Genomic DNA, 22,081 nt, shown 5'->3' with positions numbered 1-22,081 from the left:
ACGCCGGGCCCGCCTCCGCGCATTCCGTCAGCGGGGGACCCGGACGACGCCCTCCTGGATCACCGACACCGCGAGCCGGCCGTCCTGGGTGTAGATGCGGGCCTGGCCGAGGCCGCGGCCGCCCGACGCCGAGGGCGACTCCTGGTCGTACAGCAGCCACTCGTCGGCGCGGAAGGGCCGGTGGAACCACATGGCGTGGTCGAGGGAGGCCCCGACCACGTCGCCGACCGCCCAGCCGCCGCGGCCGTGCGCGAGCAGGACCGAGTCGAGCAGGGTCATGTCGGAGACGTACGTGGCGAGGACGATGTGCAGCAGCGGGCCGTCGACGGGGCCGTCGAGCTTGCCGTTGGTGCGGAACCACACCTGGGAGTGCGGCTCGCGCGGCTCCCCGTACTGCCCGTAGGGCGGCTCCTCGACGTAACGCAGGTCGATGGCCTCGCGCGCGGCGAGGAAGTGCTCGACGACCCGGGGGTCGAGGTGGTCGTAGCCGCGGAAGCGTTCCTGCGAGGTGGGCAGTGCCGCCGGGTCGGGCGCGGGCGGCATGGGCGCCTGGTGGTCCATGCCCTCCTCGTGCTCCTGGAAGGACGCGGAGAGCGAGAAGATCGGCCTGCCGTGCTGGACCGCGACCACCCGGCGGGTGGTGAAGGAGCGGCCGTCGCGGATGCGCTCGACGTTGTAGACGATGGGCGCGCCCGGGTCGCCCATGCGCAGGAAGTACGCGTGGAGCGAGTGGGGCGGCCGGTCGGCCGGGACCGTGCGCCCGGCGGCGACCAGCGCCTGGGCCGCGACCTGGCCGCCGAAGACCCTGGGGACGACGGCGGACCGGGACTGGCCGCGGAAGATGTTCTCCTCGATCTGCTCGAGGTCGAGCAGATCGAGGAGATCCTGGAGTGCCTGGCTCATGAAGTCAGTTGTATACGCCAGTGGTTGCCGGGGCCTTACAGGCCCATGTCCTTGGCGATGATCGTCTTCATGATCTCGCTGGTGCCGCCGTAGATGCGGTTGACGCGGTTGTCCGCGTACAGGCGGGCGATCGGGTACTCGTTCATGAACCCGTAGCCGCCGTGCAGCTGGAGGCAGCGGTCGATCACGCGGTGGGCGACCTCGGTGCAGAACAGCTTCGCGGAGGCGGCCTCGGCGGGGGTCAGCTCACCCGCGTCGAGGGCCTCCGTCGCGCGGTCGGCGACGGCCTCGGCCGCGTCCACCTCGGCCTGGCAGGCGGCGAGCTCGAACTTGGTGTTCTGGAAGGCGGCGACCGGCTGGCCGAAGACGACGCGCTCCTGGACGTACTGCTTGGCGAACCGGACCGCGGCCTTGGCCTGCGCGTAGGCGCCGAAGGCGATGCCCCAGCGCTCGGAGGCGAGGTTGTGGCCGAGGTAGTAGAAGCCCTTGTTCTCCTCGCCGAGGAGGTCCTCGACCGGGACCTTGACGTCGACGAAGGCCAGCTCGGCGGTGTCGGAGGTCTTCAGGCCCAGCTTGTCGAGCTTGCGGCCGACGGAGTAGCCCTCGGCCTTGGTGTCCACCACGAAGAGGGAGATGCCGTGGCGGCGGTCCTCCTTGGTGGGCGCGGAGGTGCGGGCGCAGACGATCATGCGGTCGGCGTGGACGCCACCGGTGATGAAGGTCTTGGCGCCGTTGAGGACGTAGTGCGTGCCGTCCTCGGAGAGCCTGGCGGTGGTCTTCATGCCCGCGAGGTCGGAGCCGGTGCCCGGCTCGGTCATCGCGATGGCCCACATCTCCTCGCCGGAGACGAACTTCGGCAGGAAGCGCTTCTTCTGCTCGTCGTTGGCGAGCAGCTTGATGTAGGGCAGGCCGAGCAGCACGTGCACGCCGGAGCCGCCGAAGTTGACGCCCGCGCGGGCGGTCTCCTCGTACAGGACGGCCTCGAACTTGTACGAGTCGATGCCGGCGCCGCCGTACTCCTCGTCGACGCGGATGCCGAAGACGCCGAGCTCGGCGAGCTTGTAGTAGAAGTCGCGCGGCGCCTGGCCGGCGGCGAACCACTCGTCGTAGACCGGGACGACCTCGGCCTCGATGAAGGCCCGCAGGGTCTCCCGGAACGCCTCGTGGTCCTCGTTGAACACCGTACGACGCACGCCGCCGCCCTCCTCTGCGCCTGGACGGCGCCGCTCTCGCCTACCTGGTAGCCAGCCGCCGGGGTCCGCGCACGATGGTCGCGGCACCCTGATGGCTAAGCGCTTGCTCAGACACCGTACCGGCCGGTAGGGAGGGGCGTCCAGGGATGCCGCCCCGTAATGCTCGTCACGCCGGCCCCTCCGCGGGCCCTCCCGCGGACGCCGCGAAGGCCCCGCGCGCCATCCGGTGCAGCAGCTCCGCCGTCGCGCCCCGGCCGGGGAGGGAGCCCGGACGGCCGAGGTGGGGGGTGGAGTTCAGCAGGCCGAAGACCGAGTGGACGGCGGAGCGGGCGGTGGGCTCGGCGAGGCCCGGGTAGCAGGTCCGGACCACCTCGACCCACAGCTCGACGTACTGCCGCTGGAGCTGGCGCACCAGCTTGCGGTCGCTGTCGCGCAGGCGGTCCAGCTCGCGGTCGTGCAGGGTGATGAGAGGCCGGTCGTCGAGGGCGAAGTCGATATGGCCCTCGATGAGCGAGTCCAGCAGTTCCGGCCCCGGCATGCCGTCGGCCTCGGCCACCCGGAGCTCGGCGCCGGTCAGCAGCCGGCCGCTGATCCCCACCAGCAGCTCCGCGAGCATCGCGTCCTTGCCCGGGAAGTGGCGGTAGAGCCCGGGGCCGCTGATGCCGACCGCGGCGCCTATCTCGTCCACGCCGACACCGTGGAAGCCGCGCTCGGCGAACAGCCGGGCGGCCTCCTTGAGGATCTGCTCACGGCGGGTGGGGGCGTCGGTTCTGGTGGCCATGCGGGCAATTCTAGACAGGGGGGTTAGCGGTCGTTAACCTGTTGGAAATGCGTTAACGCTCATTAACAAGGTGAGGGGATCCGCAAGGATGGATGAGGCACCGGAGCTTCACAGCGCGGCCGACCCCGCGTCGGAGGCCTTTCGGGCCAACGAGGAGGCCCACCGGGCGCTCGTCGGGGAACTGCGCGGCAAACTGACCGCCGCCCGCCTCGGCGGCGGCGAGAAGGCACGGGCGCGGCACACCGCGCGCGGCAAACTGCTGCCGCGCGACCGGGTGGACACCCTGCTCGACGCCGGTTCGCCGTTCCTGGAACTGGCTCCCCTCGCGGCCGACGGGATGTACGAGGGCCAGGCCCCCGCGGCCGGCGTGATCGCCGGCATCGGCCGGGTCTCGGGACGCGAGTGCGTGGTCGTCGCCAACGACGCCACGGTCAAGGGCGGCACCTACTACCCGATGACCGTGAAGAAGCATCTGCGCGCCCAGGAGGTGGCCCTGGAGAACCGCCTGCCGTGCGTCTACCTGGTCGACTCCGGCGGCGCCTTCCTGCCCATGCAGGACGAGGTGTTCCCGGACCGGGAGCACTTCGGGCGGATCTTCTACAACCAGGCCCGGATGTCCGGCGCCGGCATCCCGCAGATCGCCGCCGTCCTCGGCTCGTGCACGGCCGGCGGGGCGTACGTCCCGGCCATGAGCGACGAAGCCGTCATCGTGCGCAACCAGGGCACGATCTTCCTCGGCGGTCCCCCGCTGGTGAAGGCCGCCACCGGTGAGGTCGTCACGGCCGAGGAGCTGGGCGGCGGCGAGGTGCACTCGCGCGTGTCGGGTGTCACCGACCATCTCGCGGAGGACGACGCGCACGCGCTGCGGATCGTGCGCGACATCGTCGGCACGCTCCCCGCGCGCGGGGCCCTGCCCTGGCAGGTGCGCCCGTCCGCCGAGCCCAAGGTGGACCCCGCCGGTCTGTACGGCGCGGTCCCGGTCGACTCCCGCACCCCCTACGACGTGCGCGAGATCATCGCCCGGATCACCGACGGCTCGCGCTTCGCCGAGTTCAAGGCCGAGTTCGGGCAGACCCTGGTCACCGGCTTCGCCCGGATCCACGGCCACCCGGTCGGGATCATCGGCAACAACGGCATCCTGTTCGCGGAGTCCGCCCAGAAGGGCGCGCACTTCATCGAGCTGTGCGACCAGCGCGGCATCCCGCTGCTGTTCCTCCAGAACATCTCCGGCTTCATGGTGGGCCGGGACTACGAGGCGGGCGGCATCGCCAAGCACGGCGCCAAGATGGTGACGGCCGTGGCCTGCGCCCGGGTGCCCAAGCTGACCGTCGTCGTCGGCGGCTCCTACGGCGCCGGGAACTACTCCATGTGCGGCCGCGCCTACTCCCCCCGCTTCCTGTGGATGTGGCCCAACGCCAAGATCTCCGTGATGGGCGGCGAGCAGGCCGCCTCGGTGCTCGCCACCGTCAAGCGGGACCAGATCGAGGCTCGCGGCGAGGACTGGCCCGCCGAGCAGGAGGAGTCCTTCAAGGCTCCGGTGCGCGAGCAGTACGAACGCCAGGGCAACGCGTACTACGCGACCGCCCGGCTGTGGGACGACGGGGTCATCGACCCGATGGAGACCCGGCAGGTGCTGGGCCTGGCACTGACCGCCTGTGCGAACGCCCCGCTGGGAGACCCCCAGTTCGGCGTCTTCCGGATGTGAAGGGCTTGACGACGATGTTCGACACCGTGCTCGTGGCCAACCGCGGCGAGATCGCCGTCCGGGTCATCCGTACGCTGCGCAGGCTGGGCGTGCGCTCGGTGGCGGTCTTCTCCGACGCCGACGCCGACGCGCGGCACGTCCGGGAGGCCGACACCGCCGTACGGATCGGCCCGGCGCCCGCCGCCGAGAGCTATCTGTCCGTCGAGCGGCTGCTCGAGGCGGCCGCCCGCACCGGCGCGCAGGCCGTCCACCCGGGCTACGGCTTCCTCGCGGAGAACGCCGGCTTCGCGCGGGCCTGCGCCGAGGCCGGGCTGGTGTTCATCGGCCCGCCCGCGGACGCCATCTCCCTGATGGGCGACAAGATCCGCGCCAAGGAGACCGTGAAGGCGGCCGGGGTGCCCGTGGTCCCCGGCGGCCGCGACCCCGAACTGGCCGAGGCCGCGCGGGAGCTGGGCGCCCCCGTGCTGCTCAAGCCCAGCGCGGGCGGCGGCGGCAAGGGCATGCGTCTGGTGCGCGACCTGGGCGTGCTGGAGGAGGAGATCGCGGCCGCCCGCCGCGAGGCCCGCGCCTCCTTCGGCGACGACACCCTGCTGGTGGAGCGCTGGATCGACCGGCCCCGGCACATCGAGATCCAGGTCCTCGCGGACGGCCACGGCAACGTCGTGCACCTCGGCGAGCGCGAGTGCTCCCTCCAGCGCCGCCACCAGAAGATCATCGAGGAGGCGCCCTCGGTCCTCCTGGACGAGGCCACGCGCGCCGCGATGGGCGAGGCGGCCGTGCAGGCCGCCCGCTCCTGCGGCTACCGGGGCGCGGGCACGGTGGAGTTCATCGTCCCCGGCGGCGACCCCTCCGCGTACTACTTCATGGAGATGAACACCCGCCTCCAGGTGGAGCACCCGGTCACCGAGCTGATCACCGGCCTGGACCTGGTGGAGTGGCAGCTGCGGGTGGCGGCCGGTGAGCCGCTCGGCTTCGCGCAGGAGGACGTCTCCCTGACCGGGCACGCGATCGAGGCCCGGATCTGCGCCGAGGACCCCGCGCGCGGCTTCCTCCCCTCCGGCGGGCGCGTGCTCCGGCTCGACGAGCCGCAGGGCGACGGCGTGCGCACCGACTCCGGGCTCAGCGAGGGCACCGAGGTCGGCAGCCTCTACGACCCGATGCTGTCCAAGGTCATCGCGTACGGTCCCGACCGGGCCACCGCCCTGCGCAAGCTGCGCGCGGCCCTCGCCGGGACCGTCACCCTGGGCGTGCAGACGAACGCCGGGTTCCTGCGCCGGCTGCTGGCCCACCCGGACGTGGTGGCGGGCGAGCTGGACACGGGGCTGGTCGAGCGCGAGGTCGACGGGCTCGTGCCCGGCACCGTCCCGGAGGAGGTCTACGAGGCGGCCGCCGCCGTACGCCTGGAGCGGCTGCGGCCCTCCGGCGAGGGCTGGACCGACCCGTTCTCGGTGCCGAGCGGCTGGCGGCTCGGGGGCGAGCCCAGGAAGCAGGGGTTCCCGCTGCGCGTACCGGGACTCGAACCCGTCACTCATGAGCTGCGCGGCGGTCACACCGTCACCGCCGACCGGGTCTCGGTGACCCTGGACGGCGTGCGGCACACCTTCCACCGCGCCGGGGACTGGATCGGCCGCGACGGCGACGCCTGGCAGGTGCGCGACCACGACCCGGTCGAGGCCGCGCTGGACCGGGCCGCCCACGGGGGCTCCGACTCGCTGACCGCGCCCATGCCCGGCACGGTCACGGTGGTGAAGGTCGCCGTCGGCGACGAGGTGATCGCCGGTCAGAGCCTGCTGGTCGTGGAGGCGATGAAGATGGAGCACGTCATCTCAGCCCCGCACGCCGGCACGGTCACCGAGCTGGACGTCACGCCCGGCACGACGGTCGCCATGGACCAGGTGCTCGCGGTCATCGCGCCCCACGAGGAGACGGAACAGTGACCGCCCGGGAACTGCCCATGCCCGTCCCGGCCGCGGGTCTGCCCGCCCGGGTGCGCATCCACGAGGTCGGTGCGCGCGACGGACTGCAGAACGAGAAGGCGACCGTCCCGACCGAGGTCAAGGCCGAGTTCGTCCGCCGCCTCGCGGACGCGGGCCTGACCACGATCGAGGCCACCAGTTTCGTGCACCCCGACTGGGTGCCCCAACTGGCCGACGCCGAGCGGCTGTACCCGCTGGTGAGTGATCTCGAAGGGGTCCGGCTGCCGGTCCTGGTGCCCAACAGGCGGGGACTGGACCGCGCGCTGGCGCTCGGCGCCCGGCGGCTCGCGGTGTTCGCCAGCGCCACCGAGACCTTCGCCAAGGCCAACCTCAACCGCACGCTGGAGGAGTCGCTGGCCGTCTTCGAGCCGGTCGTGAGCCGGGCCAAGGACGAACAGGCCCATGTGCGCGGCTATGTCTCCATGTGCTTCGGCGACCCCTGGGAGGGCGCGGTCCCGGTCCACCAGGTCGTGCACGTCTGCAAGGCGCTGCTGGACATGGGCTGCGACGAGCTGAGCCTCGGCGACACCATCGGCGTCGGCACACCGGGTCATGTGCGCGCGCTGCTCGCCGCGCTCAACGAGAACGGCGTGCCCACCGACGTGATCGGCGTCCACTTCCACGACACCTACGGCCAGGCCCTGGCCAACACCTTCGCCGCCCTGGAACACGGCGTCACCACGGTCGACGCCTCCGCCGGTGGCCTGGGCGGCTGCCCCTACGCCAAGTCCGCCACCGGGAACCTCGCCACCGAGGACCTGGTGTGGATGCTGCGGGGGCTCGGCATCGACACCGGCGTCGACCTCGGCCGCCTCGTCGCCACGAGCGAGTGGATGGCCGGACAACTGGGCCGACCCAGCCCGTCCCGCACCGTCAGAGCCCTCTCCCACCAGGAGCAGTGAACGACATGGACTACCGACTCTCCCCCGAACTGGAAGAACTGCGCCGCACGGTCGAGGAGTTCGCCCACGACGTGGTCGCCCCCAAGATCGGCGACTTCTACGAGCGGCACGAGTTCCCCTACGAGATCGTCCGCGAGATGGGCCGTATGGGCCTGTTCGGGCTGCCGTTCCCGGAGGAGTACGGCGGCATGGGCGGCGACTACCTCGCCCTCGGCATCGCCCTGGAGGAACTGGCCCGCGTCGACTCCTCGGTCGCCATCACCCTGGAGGCGGGCGTCTCGCTGGGCGCCATGCCGATCCATCTGTTCGGCACCGAGGAGCAGAAGCGCGAGTGGCTGCCCCGGCTGTGCTCGGGCGAGATGCTGGGCGCGTTCGGGCTGACCGAGCCGGACGGCGGCTCCGACGCCGGGGCGACCCGGACGACGGCCCGGCTGGACGCCGGGACGAACGAATGGGTGATCAACGGCACCAAGTGCTTCATCACCAACTCAGGCACCGACATCACCGGCCTGGTCACGGTCACCGCGGTCACCGGCCGCAAGCCGGACGGCAAGCCGCTGATCTCGGCGATCATCGTCCCCTCGGGCACGCCCGGTTTCACGGTCGCGGCCCCGTACTCCAAGGTCGGCTGGAACGCCTCGGACACCCGTGAACTCTCCTTCCAGGACGTGCGCGTGCCCGCGGCGAACCTGGTCGGCGAGGAGGGCCGCGGCTACGCCCAGTTCCTGCGCATCCTGGACGAGGGCCGCATCGCCATCGCCGCGCTGGCGACGGGTCTGGCGCAGGGCTGTGTGGACGAGTCGGTCAAGTACGCCAAGGAGCGCCACGCGTTCGGCCGTCCGATCGGGGCGAACCAGGCGATCCAGTTCAAGATCGCCGACATGGAGATGAAGGCCCACACGGCCCGGCTCGCCTGGCGCGACGCGGCCGTCCGGCTGGTGTCCGGCGCCCCGTTCAAGAAGGAGGCGGCGCTGGCGAAGCTGTACTCCTCCACCATCGCGGTCGACAACGCCCGTGAGGCCACCCAGGTCCACGGCGGCTACGGCTTCATGAACGAGTATCCGGTCGCCCGCATGTGGCGCGACTCCAAGATCCTGGAGATCGGCGAGGGCACCAGCGAGGTCCAGCGGATGCTGATCGCAAGGGAGTTGGGCCTCGTGGGCTGATCCGCCCCGGCCCGCGAGGACAGTGCGGGAAGGCCCCGGGAAGGCGGCGCGACGGCGTCGCGCCCGACCCGCCGCCTGGACAAGATCTGAGGTTAGGCTAACCTACCTTTCGACTTGTCCGGCGGGCCTTCCGCCCTGTTCGAAAGCAGCCACAGCCATGTCCAATGCCCGTGCCACCCTCCTGTCCCGCCGCGGCATTCTCGCCGCCGGTGGCGCCCTCGGCCTCGGTGCCGTCCTCACGGCCTGCGGCGACGACAAGAAGAAAAGCCGTGGCTCGGACAGCAAGTCGGCGGCGAAGTCCTCGGGACCCTGGAGCTTCCAGGACGACCGCGGCACGACCGTGAAGCTGGACAAGGTCCCGGCGAACATCGTCGCCTTCACCGGTGTCGCCGCCGCCCTCCACGACTACGGCGTCTCCGTCAAGGGCGTCTTCGGCCCGACCAAGACCCAGGACGGCAAGCCGGACGTCCAGGCCGGCGACATGGACATCACCAAGGTGAAGGTCCTCGGCAACGTCTGGGGCCAGTTCAACGTCGAGCAGTACGCGGCGCTCGCCCCCGACGTCCTGCTCACCACCACCTTCGACGCCACGGGCACCCTCTGGTACGTCCCCGAGGAGTCCAAGGACAAGATCGCCAAGCTCGCCCCGAGCGTCGCCATCTCCGCCTACGACCGCAAGCTCGACGTCTCCCTCGCCCGGATGCTGGAGCTCGCCAAGTCCCTCGGCGGCGACGTCACCTCCGCGAAGGTCACCGACGCCAAGAAGCGCTTCGAGGAGGCCTCCGCGCGGCTGCGCGCCGCCGCCAAGGCCAAGCCGGACATCAAGGTGATGGCCGGCTCCGCGAGCCAGGACCTGTTCTACGTCTCCGGCTCCAACCTCTCCCTGGACCTGGAGTACTTCAAGGCGCTCGGCGTGAACTTCATCGAGCCGTCGGAGAAGGCGAAGGCCGAGGGCGGCGGCTGGTACGAGGGCCTCAGCTGGGAGAACGTCGACAAGTACGGCGCGGACGTCATCATCATGGACGACCGCTCCGCGACGATCCAGCCGGCCGACATCACCGAGGGCACCTGGAAGAAGCTGCCCGCGGTGAAGGCGGGGCAGGTCATCCCGCGCTCGCCGGAGCCGATCCTCTCCTACGACAAGTGTGTCGCCCTGGTCGAGAACCTGGCCGCCGCGCTGGAGACGGCGAAGAAGGTCGCCTGACCCGGTCGCTTCCACCGTGGGGGGTGCGGGCCGGTCGTGGCTGGTCGCGCCCCGCGGCGGTAGCCGCAAAGAGACACAGCCCCGCGCCCCTCAGGTGTTCCCGCCGCCCTCTGATTGATCGGTTCTGGAGTTTTCGTGAGTGACGACGCGCTCGCCTTCCGCTTCTTCTCACTGCATGTCGTGCGGACCGCTTCGCTCGGGCCCTCTCTCGTCCGGGTCACCTTCGGCGGGGAGGATCTCGCGCACTTCGAGTCCGACGGGCTCGACCAGTCGCTGTCCCTCTTCGTTCCGGCGCCCGGGTGTACCGAGCCCGGGGTGCCGGTGGAGGAGGGGGAGAACTGGTACCAGGCCTGGCGGGAGCAGCCCGACGAGACGCGGGCGGTGATGCGGTCGTACACGCTGCGCGCGCTGCGGCGGGAGCCGGACGAGATCGACATCGACTTCGTGCTGCACGGCGTGGAGCCGGGGGCGGCCGTCCCGGCCGGGCCCGCCTCGCGCTGGGCGGCCGACGCGAAGCCGGGCGACAGGGTCCAGCTGATCGGCCCGGCCGTCGCCGACAACCGCGCGATCCGGTTCCGCCCCGCCGAGGACACCGACCTGGTGCTGATGTGGGGCGACGAGACGGCGCTGCCCGCGCTGCTCGCCTGTCTGGAGAGCCTGCCCGCCGGGATGCCGGTCAGGGCCTGGCTGGAGGTCGAGGACGCCGGGAACATCCAGGACGTCGAGACCAAGGCCGACGCCGAGGTGACCTGGCTGGTGCGGGACACCCACCACACCGAGGTCCCCCACGGCCTAGACGGCGTGGGGGATGCCCCCGCCCCCATGGCCCTCGGTCCCATCGCGGCGGCCGAACTCCCGCCCGCCGAGCGGCCGTACGTGTGGCTCGCGGGCGAGTCGGGCTCCATGAGGGAACTGCGCCGCCACTTCGTGGGCGAGCGGGGCGTGGACCGCCGCCGGGTCACCTTCGTGGGCTACTGGCGGCGCGGCCTGACGGAGGAACAGCTGCGTGAACAGGGTGAGTGAACCGCCTTGTTCCGCAGGGCGGTCACGGCCCGAAGCGGAGTGATCGCAGTCACTTGAGGGGCGGAGTATTCCGACTCGAACTTAGGTTAGGCTAACCTAAGTTGGAAGCCGGGGCTCCGCCCCTCTTCTTGTACGTCCCCACGGATTTCCTCACGGTCCATCCCCACCCGGAGGCCCCCCGCATGCGCTCGCACCTGCTCAATGACACGACCGCGGAGCTCTACCGCCGCTCCGTGACCGACGGAGTCGAGCGGGTGGCGGCCAAACTCGCCACCACCGACCGCCCGTTCACCGGTGTGACGGTGGACGCCCTCGCCCCCCGGATCGAGGGGATCGACCTGGACCGGCCGCTGCACGACACCACGGCCGTCCTGGACGAGCTGGAGGACGTCTACCTCCGTGACGCGATCTACTTCCACCACCCCCGCTACCTCGCCCACCTCAACTGCCCGGTGGTCATCCCCGCGGTGCTGGGCGAGGCCATCCTCTCCGCCGTCAACTCCTCCCTGGACACCTGGGACCAGTCGGCCGGCGGCACCCTGATCGAGCGCAAGCTGATCGACTGGACCGCCGAGCGCATCGGCCTCGGCCCCGCCGCCGACGGCGTGTTCACCTCCGGCGGCTCCCAGTCCAACCTCCAGGCGCTGCTGCTGGCCCGCGAGGAGGCCAAGCCGGGGCGGGCAGGGTGGGAGGGAGGGGCCGACCTGGCGAAACTGCGGATCTTCGCCTCCGAGGTCAGCCACTTCAGCGTCAAGAAGTCCGCCAAACTGCTCGGCCTCGGCCCGGACGCGGTCGTCTCCGTCCCCGTCGACCACGACAAGCGCCTGCAGACCGTCGCGCTCGCCCGCGAGCTGGAGCGCTGCCGGGAGGCCGGACTGGTCCCCATGGCCGTCGTCGCCACCGCCGGCACCACCGACTTCGGCTCCATCGACCCGCTCCCCGAGATCGCCGAGCTGTGCGCCCAGTACGGCACCTGGATGCACGTCGACGCCGCCTACGGCTGCGGACTGCTCACCTCGCTCCGGCGCCGCGAGCTCCTCGACGGCATCGAGCGCGCCGACTCCGTCACCGTGGACTACCACAAGTCCTTCTTCCAGCCGGTGAGTTCCTCCGCGCTGCTGGTCCGCGACGCCGCGACCCTGGCCCACGCCACGTACCACGCCGAGTACCTCAACCCGCGCCGCGCGGTGGCCGAGCGCATCCCCAACCAGGTCGACAAGTCCCTCCAGACCACGCGCCGCTTCGACGCGCTCAAGCTGTGGGTGACCCTGCGCGTGATGGGCGCCGACGGCATCGGACAGCTCTTCGACGAGGTCTGCGACCTGGCCGGGGAGGGCTGGCGGCTGCTCGCCGCCGACCCGCGCTACGACGTGGTGACCGAGCCCTCGCTGTCCACCCTGGTCTTCCGCTACATCCCGGCGGCCGTCACCGACCCGGCCGAGATCGACCGCGCCAACCTCTACGCCCGCAAGGCCCTGTTCGCCTCCGGCGAGGCCATCGTCGCGGGCACCAAGGTCGGCGGCCGCCACTACCTGAAGTTCACCCTGCTGAACCCCGAGACGAAGGCGTCCGACATCGCCGCCGTCCTCGACCTGATCGCCGGCCACGCCGAGCAGTACCTGGGAGAGTCCCTTGACCGCGCTTGCTGAATCCACGAACAGGACCTACGACTTCGTGGGTGTCGGGCTCGGCCCCTTCAACCTCGGGCTGGCCTGTCTGACCGAGCCGATCGCCGAACTGGACGGCGTCTTCCTGGAGTCCAAGCCGGACTTCGAGTGGCACGCCGGCATGTTCCTGGACGGCGCCCACCTCCAGACGCCGTTCATGTCGGACCTGGTCACCCTGGCCGACCCGACCTCGCCGTACTCCTTCCTGAACTACCTGAAGGAGAAGGGCCGGCTGTACTCGTTCTACATCCGCGAGAACTTCTACCCGCTGCGCGTCGAGTACGACGACTACTGCCGCTGGGCGGCCGGGAAGCTGGGCAGCGTCCGCTTCGGCACGACCGTCACCGAGGTGACGTACGACGAGAGCGAGGAGCTGTACGCCGTCCGGACGCGGGACGGCGAGGTCTACCGCGGCCGCAGGCTCGTCCTCGGCACCGGCACCGTCCCCTTCGTCCCCGAGGCCTGCCAGGACCTCGGCGGCGACTTCTTCCACAACGCGCAGTACATGCACCGCAAGGCGGAGCTGGCCGGGAAGAAGTCGATCACGATCGTGGGCAGCGGCCAGAGCGCCGCGGAGATCTACCACGAGCTGCTGTCCGAGATCGACGTCCACGGCTACCAGCTCAACTGGGTCACCCGCTCCCCGCGGTTCTTCCCGCTGGAGTACACCAAGCTGACCCTGGAGATGACGTCCCCGGACTACATCGACTACTTCAGCGCGCTGCCCGAGGACACCCGCTACCGGCTGGAGAAGCAGCAGAAGGGCCTGTTCAAGGGCATCAACGGCGACCTCATCGACTCCATCTTCGACCTGCTCTACCAGAAGAACGTCGAGAGCGGCGACCGCCCCGTGCCCACCCGGCTGCTCACCAACTCCACCCTGCACAGCGCCCGTCACGAGGACGGCACCTACAAGCTGGGCCTGCGCCAGGACGAGCAGGGCAAGGACTACGAGATCGACACCGAGGGCCTGATCCTGGCCACCGGCTACCACTACAGGGCCCCGGCCTTCCTGGAGCCGGTCAAGGACCGCATCCGCCTGGACGGCCACGGCCGCTACGACGTGGCCCGCAACTACTCCATCGACACCACCGGCCGCGGCATCTTCCTCCAGAACGCCGGCGTGCACACCCACAGCATCACGTCCCCGGACCTGGGCATGGGCGCGTACCGCAACAGCCTCATCATCAGCGAGCTGCTCGGCTCCGAGTACTACCCGGTCGAGAAGACCATCGCGTTCCAGGAGTTCGCCGTATGAGCGTCATCACCTTCACCTTCCGCCCCCTCGACCCGCTCGGCGACGCCGAGCTGCTGCACGGCTGGGTCACCCATCCCAAGGCCGCGTTCTGGATGATGCGGGACGCCCGGCTGGAGGACGTCGAGCGGGCGTACATGGAGATCGCCGCCGACGAGCACCACCACGCCCTGCTGGGGCTCCAGGACGGCGTACCCGCCTTCCTGATGGAGTACTACGACCCGCGCCACCGTGAGCTGGCCGGGCTGTACGAGCCGCTGCCGGGCGATGTCGGTATGCACTTCCTGACCCCGCCGACGGACACGCCGGTGCGCGGGTTCACCCGGGCCGTGATCACCGCGGTGATGGCCCGCCTCTTCGAGGACCCGGCCGTCGAGCGGGTGGTCGTCGAGCCCGACGTGGACAACAAGGCGGTGCACGCGCTCAACGAGGCCGTCGGGTTCGTGCCCGAGCGCGAGATCGACAAGCCAGAGAAAAGGGCTCTGCTGAGCTTCTGCACCCGCGCGCAGTTCGAGAAGGCGGTGTCCGCGTGAGCCTCGCCGACTCCGTCGCCCACCTCACCCCCGAGCACTGGGACCTGGCCAACCGCCGGCTGATCCGCAAGGCCCTCGCCGAGTTCGCGCACGAGCGGCTGCTCACGCCCGAGCCGGACGGGGAGACGTACACCGTCCGCGGCGACGACGGGCTGACGAGCTACCGCTTCACCGCCGTCCGCCGCGCGCTCGACCACTGGCAGATCGACGCGGACTCCATATCCCGCCACCGCGACGGGACCGAACTCCCGCTCGCGGCGCTGGACTTCTTCATCGAGTTCAAGGACGCGCTGGGGCTCAGCGACGAGGTCCTGCCGGTCTACCTGGAGGAGATCTCCTCCACCCTCTCCGGCACCTGCTACAAGCTCACCAAGCCGCAGCTACCGTCCGCCGAACTCGCCCGCGCCGGATTCCAGGCCATCGAGACGGGGATGACCGAGGGCCACCCCTGCTTCGTCGCCAACAACGGCCGCCTCGGCTTCGGCGTCCACGAGTACCTGGCGTACGCGCCGGAGACCGCGAACCCGGTGCGTCTGGTGTGGCTGGCCGCCCACCGCACCCGCGCCGCGTTCACGGCCGGGACCGGCATCGAGTACGAGTCGTTCGTCCGCCAGGAACTGGGCGAGGACACGGTCGAGCGCTTCGGGCGGCAGCTCACCGACCAGGGCCTGGACCCGGCCGAGTACCTGCTCATCCCCGTCCACCCCTGGCAGTGGTGGAACAAGCTCGCCGTCACCTTCGCCGCCGAGGTCGCCCGCCGGCACCTGGTGTGCCTGGGCGAGGGCGAGGACGAGTACCTGGCCCAGCAGTCCATCCGGACCTTCTTCAACATCTCCCAGCCGGAGAAGCACTACGTCAAGACGGCCCTGTCCGTCATCAACATGGGCTTCATGCGCGGGCTCTCGGCCGCCTACATGGAGGCCACCCCGGCGATCAACGACTGGCTCGCCCAGCTGATCGAGAACGACCCGGTGCTGAAGTCGACCGGTCTGACGATCATCCGCGAGCGCGCGGCCGTCGGCTACCGGCACCTGGAGTACGAGCGGGCGACCGACCGCTACTCGCCGTACCGCAAGATGCTGGCCGCGCTGTGGCGCGAGAGCCCCGTCGCCTCCCTCCGGGACGACGAGTCACTCGCCACGATGGCCTCGCTGCTGCACGTCGACCACGAGGGCCGCGGCCTCGCGGCCGCGCTGATCGCACACTCGGGCCTTGCCCCGGTGGAGTGGCTGCGCCGCTACCTGCGCGCCTACTACGTCCCGCTGCTGCACAGCTTCTACGCCTACGACCTGGCGTACATGCCGCACGGCGAGAACACGATCCTGGTCCTCAAGGACGGTGTCGTCCAGCGCGCGGTCTACAAGGACATCGCCGAGGAGATCGTGGTCATGGACCCGGACGCGGTGCTCCCTCCGGAGGTCACCCGCATCCGCGTGGAGGTGCCCGAGGACCAGAAGCTCCTGTCGGTCTTCACGGACGTGTTCGACTGCTTCTTCCGCTTCCTCGCCGCGAACCTCGCCGCCGAGGACGTCCTCGACGAGGACGGCTTCTGGCGCACGGTCGCGGAGGTCACCCGGGAGTACCAGGAGGCGACCCCCGAACTGGCCGACAGGTTCCGCCAGTACGACATCTTCGCCCCCGAGTTCACCCTCTCCTGCCTCAACCGCCTCCAACTGCGCAACAACAAGCAGATGGTCGACCTCTCCGACCCCTCGGCCGCCCTCCAACTGATCGGCACCCTCAAGAACCCCCTCGCCGACTTCTGACCCACCCCTCCTCCCCCGACAGGGCACCCCTCCGGAGCCACCCTCCGAAGGGGTGCCCACCTTTGTCTTTCAGGGGCACGGGAAACCGCGCGAACAACCCCCACCGCCCTCTAGGGGCGCGGGGAACTGCGCGAACAACCCCCACCGGCCCGCACAGAACAAGAGAGCGAGGCCCCCCGCACACAAAGGGGCGCGGGGAACCGCGCAAGACAGGGGCGCGGGGAACTGCGCAAAACAGGGGCGCGGGGAACTGCGCGAACACCCCCACCACCCCACCGTCGAAGTCCCCACCCAGACCCACCCTCCCCGGTGAAACAATCCCCCCATGGCGGAAATCATCCAGAAGGACGGCACGTGGATCTTCGACGGCGACGCCCTGCGCCTGACCCCCGGCCGAGACAAAACCGTCGGCCTGCTCCGCCGGGAACTGGGTGAACTCCTCGTACCGCTGCGCGCCCTGGCCGGGATCTCGTTCGAACAGGGCAAGAAGACCGGCCGCCTCAGACTCCGCCTGCGCGAGGGCGCCGACCCCCTGCTCCAGGCGACCGGCGGTCGCCTGGCGGAACCGCACGACCCGTACCAGCTGACCGTCGAGTCCGACCGCTACGGCGTCGCCGAGTACTTCACGGACGAGGTCCGCAACGCCCTGCTGCTGGACCAGGTGCCGTCCGACCCGGTGGACCGCTATCTGCTGCCCGGCCCGCGGGTCCCGCTGTCGGCGTCCGCCGGGGACGGCACCGCCGCGTTCGACGGCGAGCGGGTGCGCCTGGAGTGGAACTGGAAGACGGAGGAGGCGAAGTCCTCCGCCGGGAGCCGCACCCTCGCCATGTCCGACATAACGGCCGTGGAGTGGCACCCGGCCGCGGGCCTGGAGAACGGCCACCTGCGCTTCACCGTGCGCGACTTCCCCAGCAAGCTGTCGCCGAAGTACGACCCGCACGCGGTCGAGCTGTGGGGCTTCAAGAAGGACCCGCTGATGGCCCTGGTGGCCGCCGCCGTCCAGGCCCGCCTGCCGCACCCGGCCGCACCCGCCGACGACACCGCCGGGACCCGTCAGATCTCCCCAGCGCCCGCCCCGCCCGAGGACGACCACGACGCCCTGCTGCGGCGGCTGCGCGAACTCGGCGAACTGCACCGCTCGGGCGTGCTGACGGACGACGAGTTCGCGGTGGCGAAGCAGGCGATCCTGAAGAGAATGTGACAAAGCAGCCCATTCGCCACCCCTGACGGCCCCCGCCTGCCCGAAATCGGGCAGGATGGTTGCGTGAGACGTTCCGCTAATCCAGGATCTACGGGTGCACGACGAACTTGTTGATCATCTGACGCGGTCCACGCCCCTGAACCGGGGCGAGGCGCTGCGGGTGGTCCAGGACGTGCTCGCCTTTTTCGACGAGACGACCACCGAGTTCGTCCGTCGCCGCCACCGCGAGCTCCAGGCCCAGGGCCTGCTCAACGCGGAGATCTTCGAACGGATCGAGGCGGACCTGAAATACCGGGCGGTGGCACCGCCGGAGCTCTCGCTCCGGCAGCTGCGCCGCATCGTCTACGGCTAGGAATACGTCTGTATGTGCGGAATCGTCGGATACATCGGCAAGCGTGACGTCGCCCCCCTCCTGCTCGAGGGCCTGCAGCGCCTGGAGTACCGCGGCTACGACTCGGCCGGCGTGGTCGTCTCCTCCCCGAAGACGCCCGCCCTGAAGATGGTCAAGGCCAAGGGCCGGGTGCGCGACCTGGAGGCCAAGGTCCCGGCGCGCTTCAAGGGCACGACCGGTATCGCCCACACCCGCTGGGCCACCCACGGCGCCCCGTCCGACGTGAACGCCCACCCGCACCTGGACGCCGAGGGCAAGGTCGCCGTCGTCCACAACGGCATCATCGACAACGCCTCGGACCTGCGCCGCAAGCTGGAGGCCGACGGCGTCGAGTTCCTCTCCGAGACCGACACCGAGGTCCTGGTCCACCTGATCTCCCGCGCCCAGGCGGAGAAGCTGGAGGACCGCGTCCGCGAGACCCTGCGGGTCATCGAGGGCACCTACGGCATCGCCGTCATGCACGCCGACTTCCCGGACCGTATCGTCGTCGCCCGCAACGGCTCGCCGGTCGTCCTCGGCATCGGCGAGAAGGAGATGTTCGTCGCCTCGGACATCGCCGCCCTGGTCGCCCACACCCGCCAGGTCGTCACCCTCGACGACGGCGAGATGGCCACCCTGAAGGCCGACGACTTCCGCACCTACACCACCGAGGGCACGCGCACCACCGCCGAGCCCACCACCGTGGAGTGGGAGGCCGCCTCCTACGACATGGGCGGCCACGACACGTACATGCACAAGGAGATCCACGAGCAGGCAGAGGCGGTCGACCGCGTCCTGCGCGGCCGCATCGACGACCGCTTCTCCACCGTGCACCTGGGCGGCCTCAACCTGGACGCGCGTGAGGCGCGCCGCATCCGCCGCGTGAAGATCCTGGGCTGCGGCACCTCGTACCACGCGGGCCAGATCGGCGCCCAGATGATCGAGGAGCTCGCCCGTATCCCCGCGGACGCCGAGCCCGCCTCGGAGTTCCGCTACCGCAACGCGGTCGTGGACCCCGACACGCTCTACATCGCCGTCTCGCAGTCCGGTGAGACGTACGACGTCCTCGCGGCCGTCCAGGAGCTGAAGCGCAAGGGCGCCCGGGTCCTCGGCATCGTCAACGTCGTCGGCTCGGCCATCGCCCGCGAGGCCGACGGCGGCATCTACGTGCACGCCGGCCCCGAGGTCTGTGTCGTGTCGACCAAGTGCTTCACCAACACCACGGTCGCCTTCGGTCTGCTCGCCCTGCACCTCGGCCGCACCCGTGACCTCTCGGTCCGCGACGGCAAGCGCATCATCGCCGGCCTGCGCAAGCTCCCCGCCCAGATCGCCGAGATCATGGAGCAGGAGGCGGAGATCGAGCAGCTGGCCAAGGCCTACGCCGACGCCCGCTCGATGCTCTTCATCGGCCGTGTGCGCGGCTACCCGGTCGCCCGCGAGGCCTCCCTGAAGCTCAAGGAGGTCTCCTACATCCACGCCGAGGCCTACCCCGCCTCCGAGCTGAAGCACGGCCCGCTGGCCCTCATCGAGCCGGCCCTCCCCACGGTCGCGATCGTCCCCGACGACGACCTGCTGGAGAAGAACCGCGCCGCCATGGAGGAGATCAAGGCCCGCAGCGGCAAGATCCTCGCCGTGGCCCACCAGGTCCAGGAGAAGGCCGACCAGACGATCGTCGTCCCCAAGAACGAGGACGAGCTCGACCCGATCCTCATGGGCATCCCCCTCCAGCTCCTCGCGTACCACACGGCCCTGGCCCTCGGCCGGGACATCGACAAGCCCCGAAACCTCGCCAAGTCCGTCACAGTGGAATAAGCCCACCCCCTTCTCCAAGGGGCGCGGGGAACCGCGCAATCCTTCAAGGGGCGCGAGGAACTGCGCAATCCTCAAGGGGCGCGAGGAACTGCGCAATCTCTAAGCGCCGCGAAAACCACGCACCCCTCGAGACGAACGCAAGGAACCCCGCACCCCCTCAGGGGGTGCGGGGAACTGCGCAATCTCCAAGGGGCGCGGGGAACCGCGCAATCCTCAAGGGGCGCGGGGAACTGCGCAAACCCAGGAGCGCGAGGACCTGAGCATCCTGAGGGACGCCTGGAACACCACGCTCCCCAAGGCCCGCGAGGAACCACGCGACCACCCACAACGCCCCGCCCGGGCAATGGCACAGAACGGCCCCCCACGTACGCCACCGAACACGTGGGGGGCAGTTCCACAAAGGGGGCAAAGCCAGCGCAGCGCCCCCGCGCTGAACTCAGCCGGCAGCCGTCACACCCCGACCAGCAGCGCGCTTGGAGAACACCGTCGGCCAATGCGCCAGCGCGGCGGTCGCGCCGTACCAGGCAACGGCCCCCGCGGCCACGGCGAACCACCCACCCGCCTTGGCCAGCCCCCCGCTCTCGGCGAAGGCGGCGACAGCCATGAGCACCAGCCCGACGAGGAACAGCCCGTACATGCCCTGCGAGAGCTGGTCCCCGCCCGCGACCGCGAGCGAGAGCACCACGAGGGCGAACAGCAGGTAGAACAGCCCCGCCGCGTTCGCGGAACCCGCGTCGGTCACGGCCCAGGTGAACCAGAGCGCACCGAGCACCGAGAAGGCCGTACCGGTACCGGAGTCCTGCTCGCGGAAGGCGAACAGGCCGGCGACGAAGAGTGCTACGCCGCCTATGTAGTGGGCGATGGACACGGCGTCGGCCGCCGTGACGCCGTCGATCACGTCCGTGGACCCCAGCCCGAAGGCCAACAGGGTGATTCCGAGGGCGAGTCGGCCGGCGATCGAGGTCGTGGTGCTTCCCGCTGAGACGTCGTTGGCCACGGCGGGCTCCCTTCTGACAAGCAGTTGCGCGGTGACCGGTATATGCCCTTCACAAGAGCACAAACACCTCTACGCGCGAGTAGATTCGCGCACCGCCGCAAGGGAGTCGGATCGGCGAACGCCGCATCTCACCTGGGACAAGGCCGAGTTACGGAATGACCACGACCGGCCGCTTGGCCCGCTTGGCGAGCCGTCCGGCGACGGAGCCGAAAATGCGCCCCACGATGCCGTGCGTCGAGCCGACGACTATCGCGTCGGCCTCGTACTCCCGCCCCACCTCCTCGAGTTCGTGGCAGATGTCCCCGCCGCGCTCGACGAGGATCCACGGCACTTCGGCGAGGTAGTCGGCGCAGGCGAGTTCCAGCCCGAGCACCTCGGTGCGGTGGTCGGGCACGTCCACGAAGACCGGCGGCTCGCAGCCTGCCCACACGGTGGTCGGCAGCCGGTTGGCGACATGCACGATGATCAGGCCCGAACCGGAGCGGTGGGCCATGCCGATGGCGTACGCGAGGGCGCGCTCGCTGGAGGTCGAGCCGTCGAAACCGACGACGACGCCGTGCTTGAAGGCGGGGTCGCACGGATGACGTGACTCTTCCGCCGCCAGGGGCTCGGCCGCCGTGGGATCGGCGACGGGCCGCTTGCGGTCCGCGGGTTCGAAGAATTCGTGACCGGCCATGGCTGTCTCGGCGTCGTGATCCTTGTATGGGTGGGGACGAAGTGTGCGGCGGAGCTGTGTCCGGGGAACATCTTCCCGACCCCATACCCCCAAGGGTACGGCGGCACGCCTCCTTAGCCCAGATCCCGCGCCAGCAGCGCAGGAGTTCCAGGGAGCATGCACGAGGGGGCGCCCGGAACGCAACGGTTGCTGCTCTGTACAGGCGCTTCGGTCAGGGTTCAAGTAAATTTCAACCGGCCTCCGCCCGGCGGCCCGGGAAGGCCGTCCCACCCCCGTCCAGCAGGCGCGGACCGTCCGGGCGCGCCCCACGGGCGGCGGCACCGGGAGTGACCGACCGGTCGAACAGGCGTTGACCCCGGTGACCGACTGCACAGGGAGAACGCCATGCCCCCACCTCATCCGTCCCCGCCCGGCGCGGCCCGCGAGTCCTCGACCGACGTGGTCCGCTGGGCGGCGTTCAGTTGCGTCCTCGTCCCGGTGGTCCTCGTCGGGTACGGCACCTCGCTCGCGGGAGCCGCCGGCTCCGCGCTCGGCCTCGCGGCGGTCACGGCGGTGTGCCGGGTGCTGCTGCGCCGCTCCGAGCGCTGCGCGGTGCGGCGCACGGTGCCACCCCCGTGCGGGCCGGCCGACGACGCCCGTCCGGCCGGGCACGCTCGGCATTCGCGCGGTGGCACCGTGTCACATCGGGCAGGTCGCCGCACGGGCGGGATTTCACCGGCCGACTGACCGGTTTTGATACCCCTGCCCACCGGTTTTCAGCCAACTTCTCAAACCCGCCCCACCCCCCGCCCGAACACCCCCTACCCCCCGTTCGACCTGCACGGAAAGGGCCGCGGACCCCTCGCGCACCCTACGGGGATCGGCCACTGGCGGCAGGCGCACTTCCCTGCGCGGCCCGCGAGTGCAACCCTTCGTGATCGAATGCTTTACGCCAAGTTGCCAAGTCGACAA

At 70.5% G+C, this 22,081-nt stretch carries 19 protein-coding genes; 14 read left to right on the top strand and 5 right to left on the bottom strand.

Going from position 1 to position 22,081, the window contains the following annotated elements; translation table 11 throughout:
* Positions 1–27: 27 nt before the first annotated feature.
* The 3 genes from ACFYR0_RS16605 to ACFYR0_RS16595 all read right to left on the bottom strand — a co-directional run bounded on the left by ACFYR0_RS16605 (position 28) and on the right by ACFYR0_RS16595 (position 2,877).
* Complete coding sequence (locus ACFYR0_RS16605) at positions 28–903, bottom strand: acyl-CoA thioesterase (protein ID WP_389327589.1); 876 nt, start codon at positions 901–903, stop codon at positions 28–30.
* A 35-nt stretch (positions 904–938) separates the two neighbouring features.
* On the bottom strand, positions 939–2,096 hold the full coding sequence (locus ACFYR0_RS16600) for an acyl-CoA dehydrogenase family protein (protein WP_389327586.1): 1,158 nt from the start codon (positions 2,094–2,096) through the stop codon (positions 939–941).
* A 166-nt stretch (positions 2,097–2,262) separates the two neighbouring features.
* Positions 2,263–2,877 (bottom strand): TetR/AcrR family transcriptional regulator, encoded by a 615-nt coding sequence (locus ACFYR0_RS16595; RefSeq protein ID WP_389327583.1) that lies wholly within the window; start codon positions 2,875–2,877, stop codon positions 2,263–2,265.
* An 88-nt stretch (positions 2,878–2,965) separates the two neighbouring features.
* On the opposite strand from ACFYR0_RS16595, the gene ACFYR0_RS16590 reads away from it, so the two are divergent.
* From ACFYR0_RS16590 to glmS, 13 genes are all read left to right on the top strand, one after another.
* The gene (locus ACFYR0_RS16590; RefSeq protein WP_389327580.1) at positions 2,966–4,582 is read left to right on the top strand and encodes a carboxyl transferase domain-containing protein; all 1,617 of its coding nucleotides are present in this window, start codon (positions 2,966–2,968) and stop codon (positions 4,580–4,582) included.
* Positions 4,583–4,596: 14 nt separating this feature from the next.
* Complete coding sequence (locus tag ACFYR0_RS16585; RefSeq protein ID WP_389327760.1) at positions 4,597–6,519, top strand: biotin carboxylase N-terminal domain-containing protein; 1,923 nt, start codon at positions 4,597–4,599, stop codon at positions 6,517–6,519.
* Positions 6,520–6,536: 17 nt separating this feature from the next.
* Positions 6,537–7,460, top strand: coding sequence for a hydroxymethylglutaryl-CoA lyase (locus ACFYR0_RS16580; RefSeq protein ID WP_389327757.1), 924 nt, complete (start codon positions 6,537–6,539; stop codon positions 7,458–7,460).
* 5 nt (positions 7,461–7,465) lie between these two features.
* Positions 7,466–8,626, top strand: a complete 1,161-nt coding sequence (locus tag ACFYR0_RS16575; protein WP_389327577.1) for an acyl-CoA dehydrogenase family protein — start codon at positions 7,466–7,468, stop codon at positions 8,624–8,626.
* Between the two features lie 157 nt (positions 8,627–8,783).
* Positions 8,784–9,830, top strand: coding sequence for an ABC transporter substrate-binding protein (locus tag ACFYR0_RS16570; protein ID WP_389327574.1), 1,047 nt, complete (start codon positions 8,784–8,786; stop codon positions 9,828–9,830).
* A 135-nt stretch (positions 9,831–9,965) separates the two neighbouring features.
* Positions 9,966–10,853, top strand: a complete 888-nt coding sequence (locus tag ACFYR0_RS16565; RefSeq protein ID WP_389327571.1) for a siderophore-interacting protein — start codon at positions 9,966–9,968, stop codon at positions 10,851–10,853.
* Between the two features lie 182 nt (positions 10,854–11,035).
* Positions 11,036–12,502: a lysine decarboxylase DesA gene (gene desA, locus ACFYR0_RS16560; protein ID WP_389327568.1), complete on the top strand. Its 1,467-nt coding sequence runs from the start codon at positions 11,036–11,038 to the stop codon at positions 12,500–12,502.
* On the top strand, positions 12,486–13,778 hold the full coding sequence (locus ACFYR0_RS16555) for a lysine N(6)-hydroxylase/L-ornithine N(5)-oxygenase family protein (RefSeq protein ID WP_389327565.1): 1,293 nt from the start codon (positions 12,486–12,488) through the stop codon (positions 13,776–13,778). The genes desA and ACFYR0_RS16555 overlap by 17 nt, the downstream gene beginning before the upstream one ends.
* A complete protein-coding gene (locus tag ACFYR0_RS16550; protein ID WP_389327563.1) occupies positions 13,775–14,308 on the top strand; it encodes a GNAT family N-acetyltransferase in 534 nt (177 codons plus the stop codon). Before ACFYR0_RS16555 ends, ACFYR0_RS16550 begins: the two co-directional genes overlap by 4 nt.
* Positions 14,305–16,074, top strand: a complete 1,770-nt coding sequence (locus tag ACFYR0_RS16545) for an IucA/IucC family protein (protein ID WP_389327561.1) — start codon at positions 14,305–14,307, stop codon at positions 16,072–16,074. Before ACFYR0_RS16550 ends, ACFYR0_RS16545 begins: the two co-directional genes overlap by 4 nt.
* A 325-nt stretch (positions 16,075–16,399) precedes the next feature.
* The gene (locus ACFYR0_RS16540; protein ID WP_389327558.1) at positions 16,400–17,275 is read left to right on the top strand and encodes a DUF4429 domain-containing protein; all 876 of its coding nucleotides are present in this window, start codon (positions 16,400–16,402) and stop codon (positions 17,273–17,275) included.
* 94 nt (positions 17,276–17,369) lie between these two features.
* A complete protein-coding gene (locus tag ACFYR0_RS16535) occupies positions 17,370–17,627 on the top strand; it encodes a hypothetical protein (RefSeq protein ID WP_386382889.1) in 258 nt (85 codons plus the stop codon).
* A gap of 12 nt (positions 17,628–17,639) precedes the next feature.
* Entirely contained in the window at positions 17,640–19,457 is a 1,818-nt protein-coding gene (gene glmS / locus ACFYR0_RS16530) for a glutamine--fructose-6-phosphate transaminase (isomerizing) (protein WP_389327555.1), read from the top strand.
* 436 nt (positions 19,458–19,893) lie between these two features.
* Here glmS and ACFYR0_RS16525 read toward each other — a convergent pair whose 3' ends face one another.
* A complete protein-coding gene (locus ACFYR0_RS16525) occupies positions 19,894–20,454 on the bottom strand; it encodes a GPR1/FUN34/YaaH family transporter (protein WP_389327552.1) in 561 nt (186 codons plus the stop codon).
* Positions 20,455–20,602: 148 nt separating this feature from the next.
* The gene (locus ACFYR0_RS16520) at positions 20,603–21,130 is read right to left on the bottom strand and encodes a universal stress protein (protein WP_389327549.1); all 528 of its coding nucleotides are present in this window, start codon (positions 21,128–21,130) and stop codon (positions 20,603–20,605) included.
* A 384-nt stretch (positions 21,131–21,514) separates the two neighbouring features.
* On the opposite strand from ACFYR0_RS16520, the gene ACFYR0_RS16515 reads away from it, so the two are divergent.
* Positions 21,515–21,856: a hypothetical protein gene (locus ACFYR0_RS16515; RefSeq protein ID WP_389327546.1), complete on the top strand. Its 342-nt coding sequence runs from the start codon at positions 21,515–21,517 to the stop codon at positions 21,854–21,856.
* Positions 21,857–22,081: the final 225 nt, after the last annotated feature.

It is taken from the genome of Streptomyces sp. NPDC005017 (assembly GCF_042873115.1).
Lineage (GTDB): Bacteria > Actinomycetota > Actinomycetes > Streptomycetales > Streptomycetaceae > Streptomyces.
Note: the sequence above shows the minus strand (reverse complement) of the source record. Positions and strands in the feature narration are given on the sequence as shown.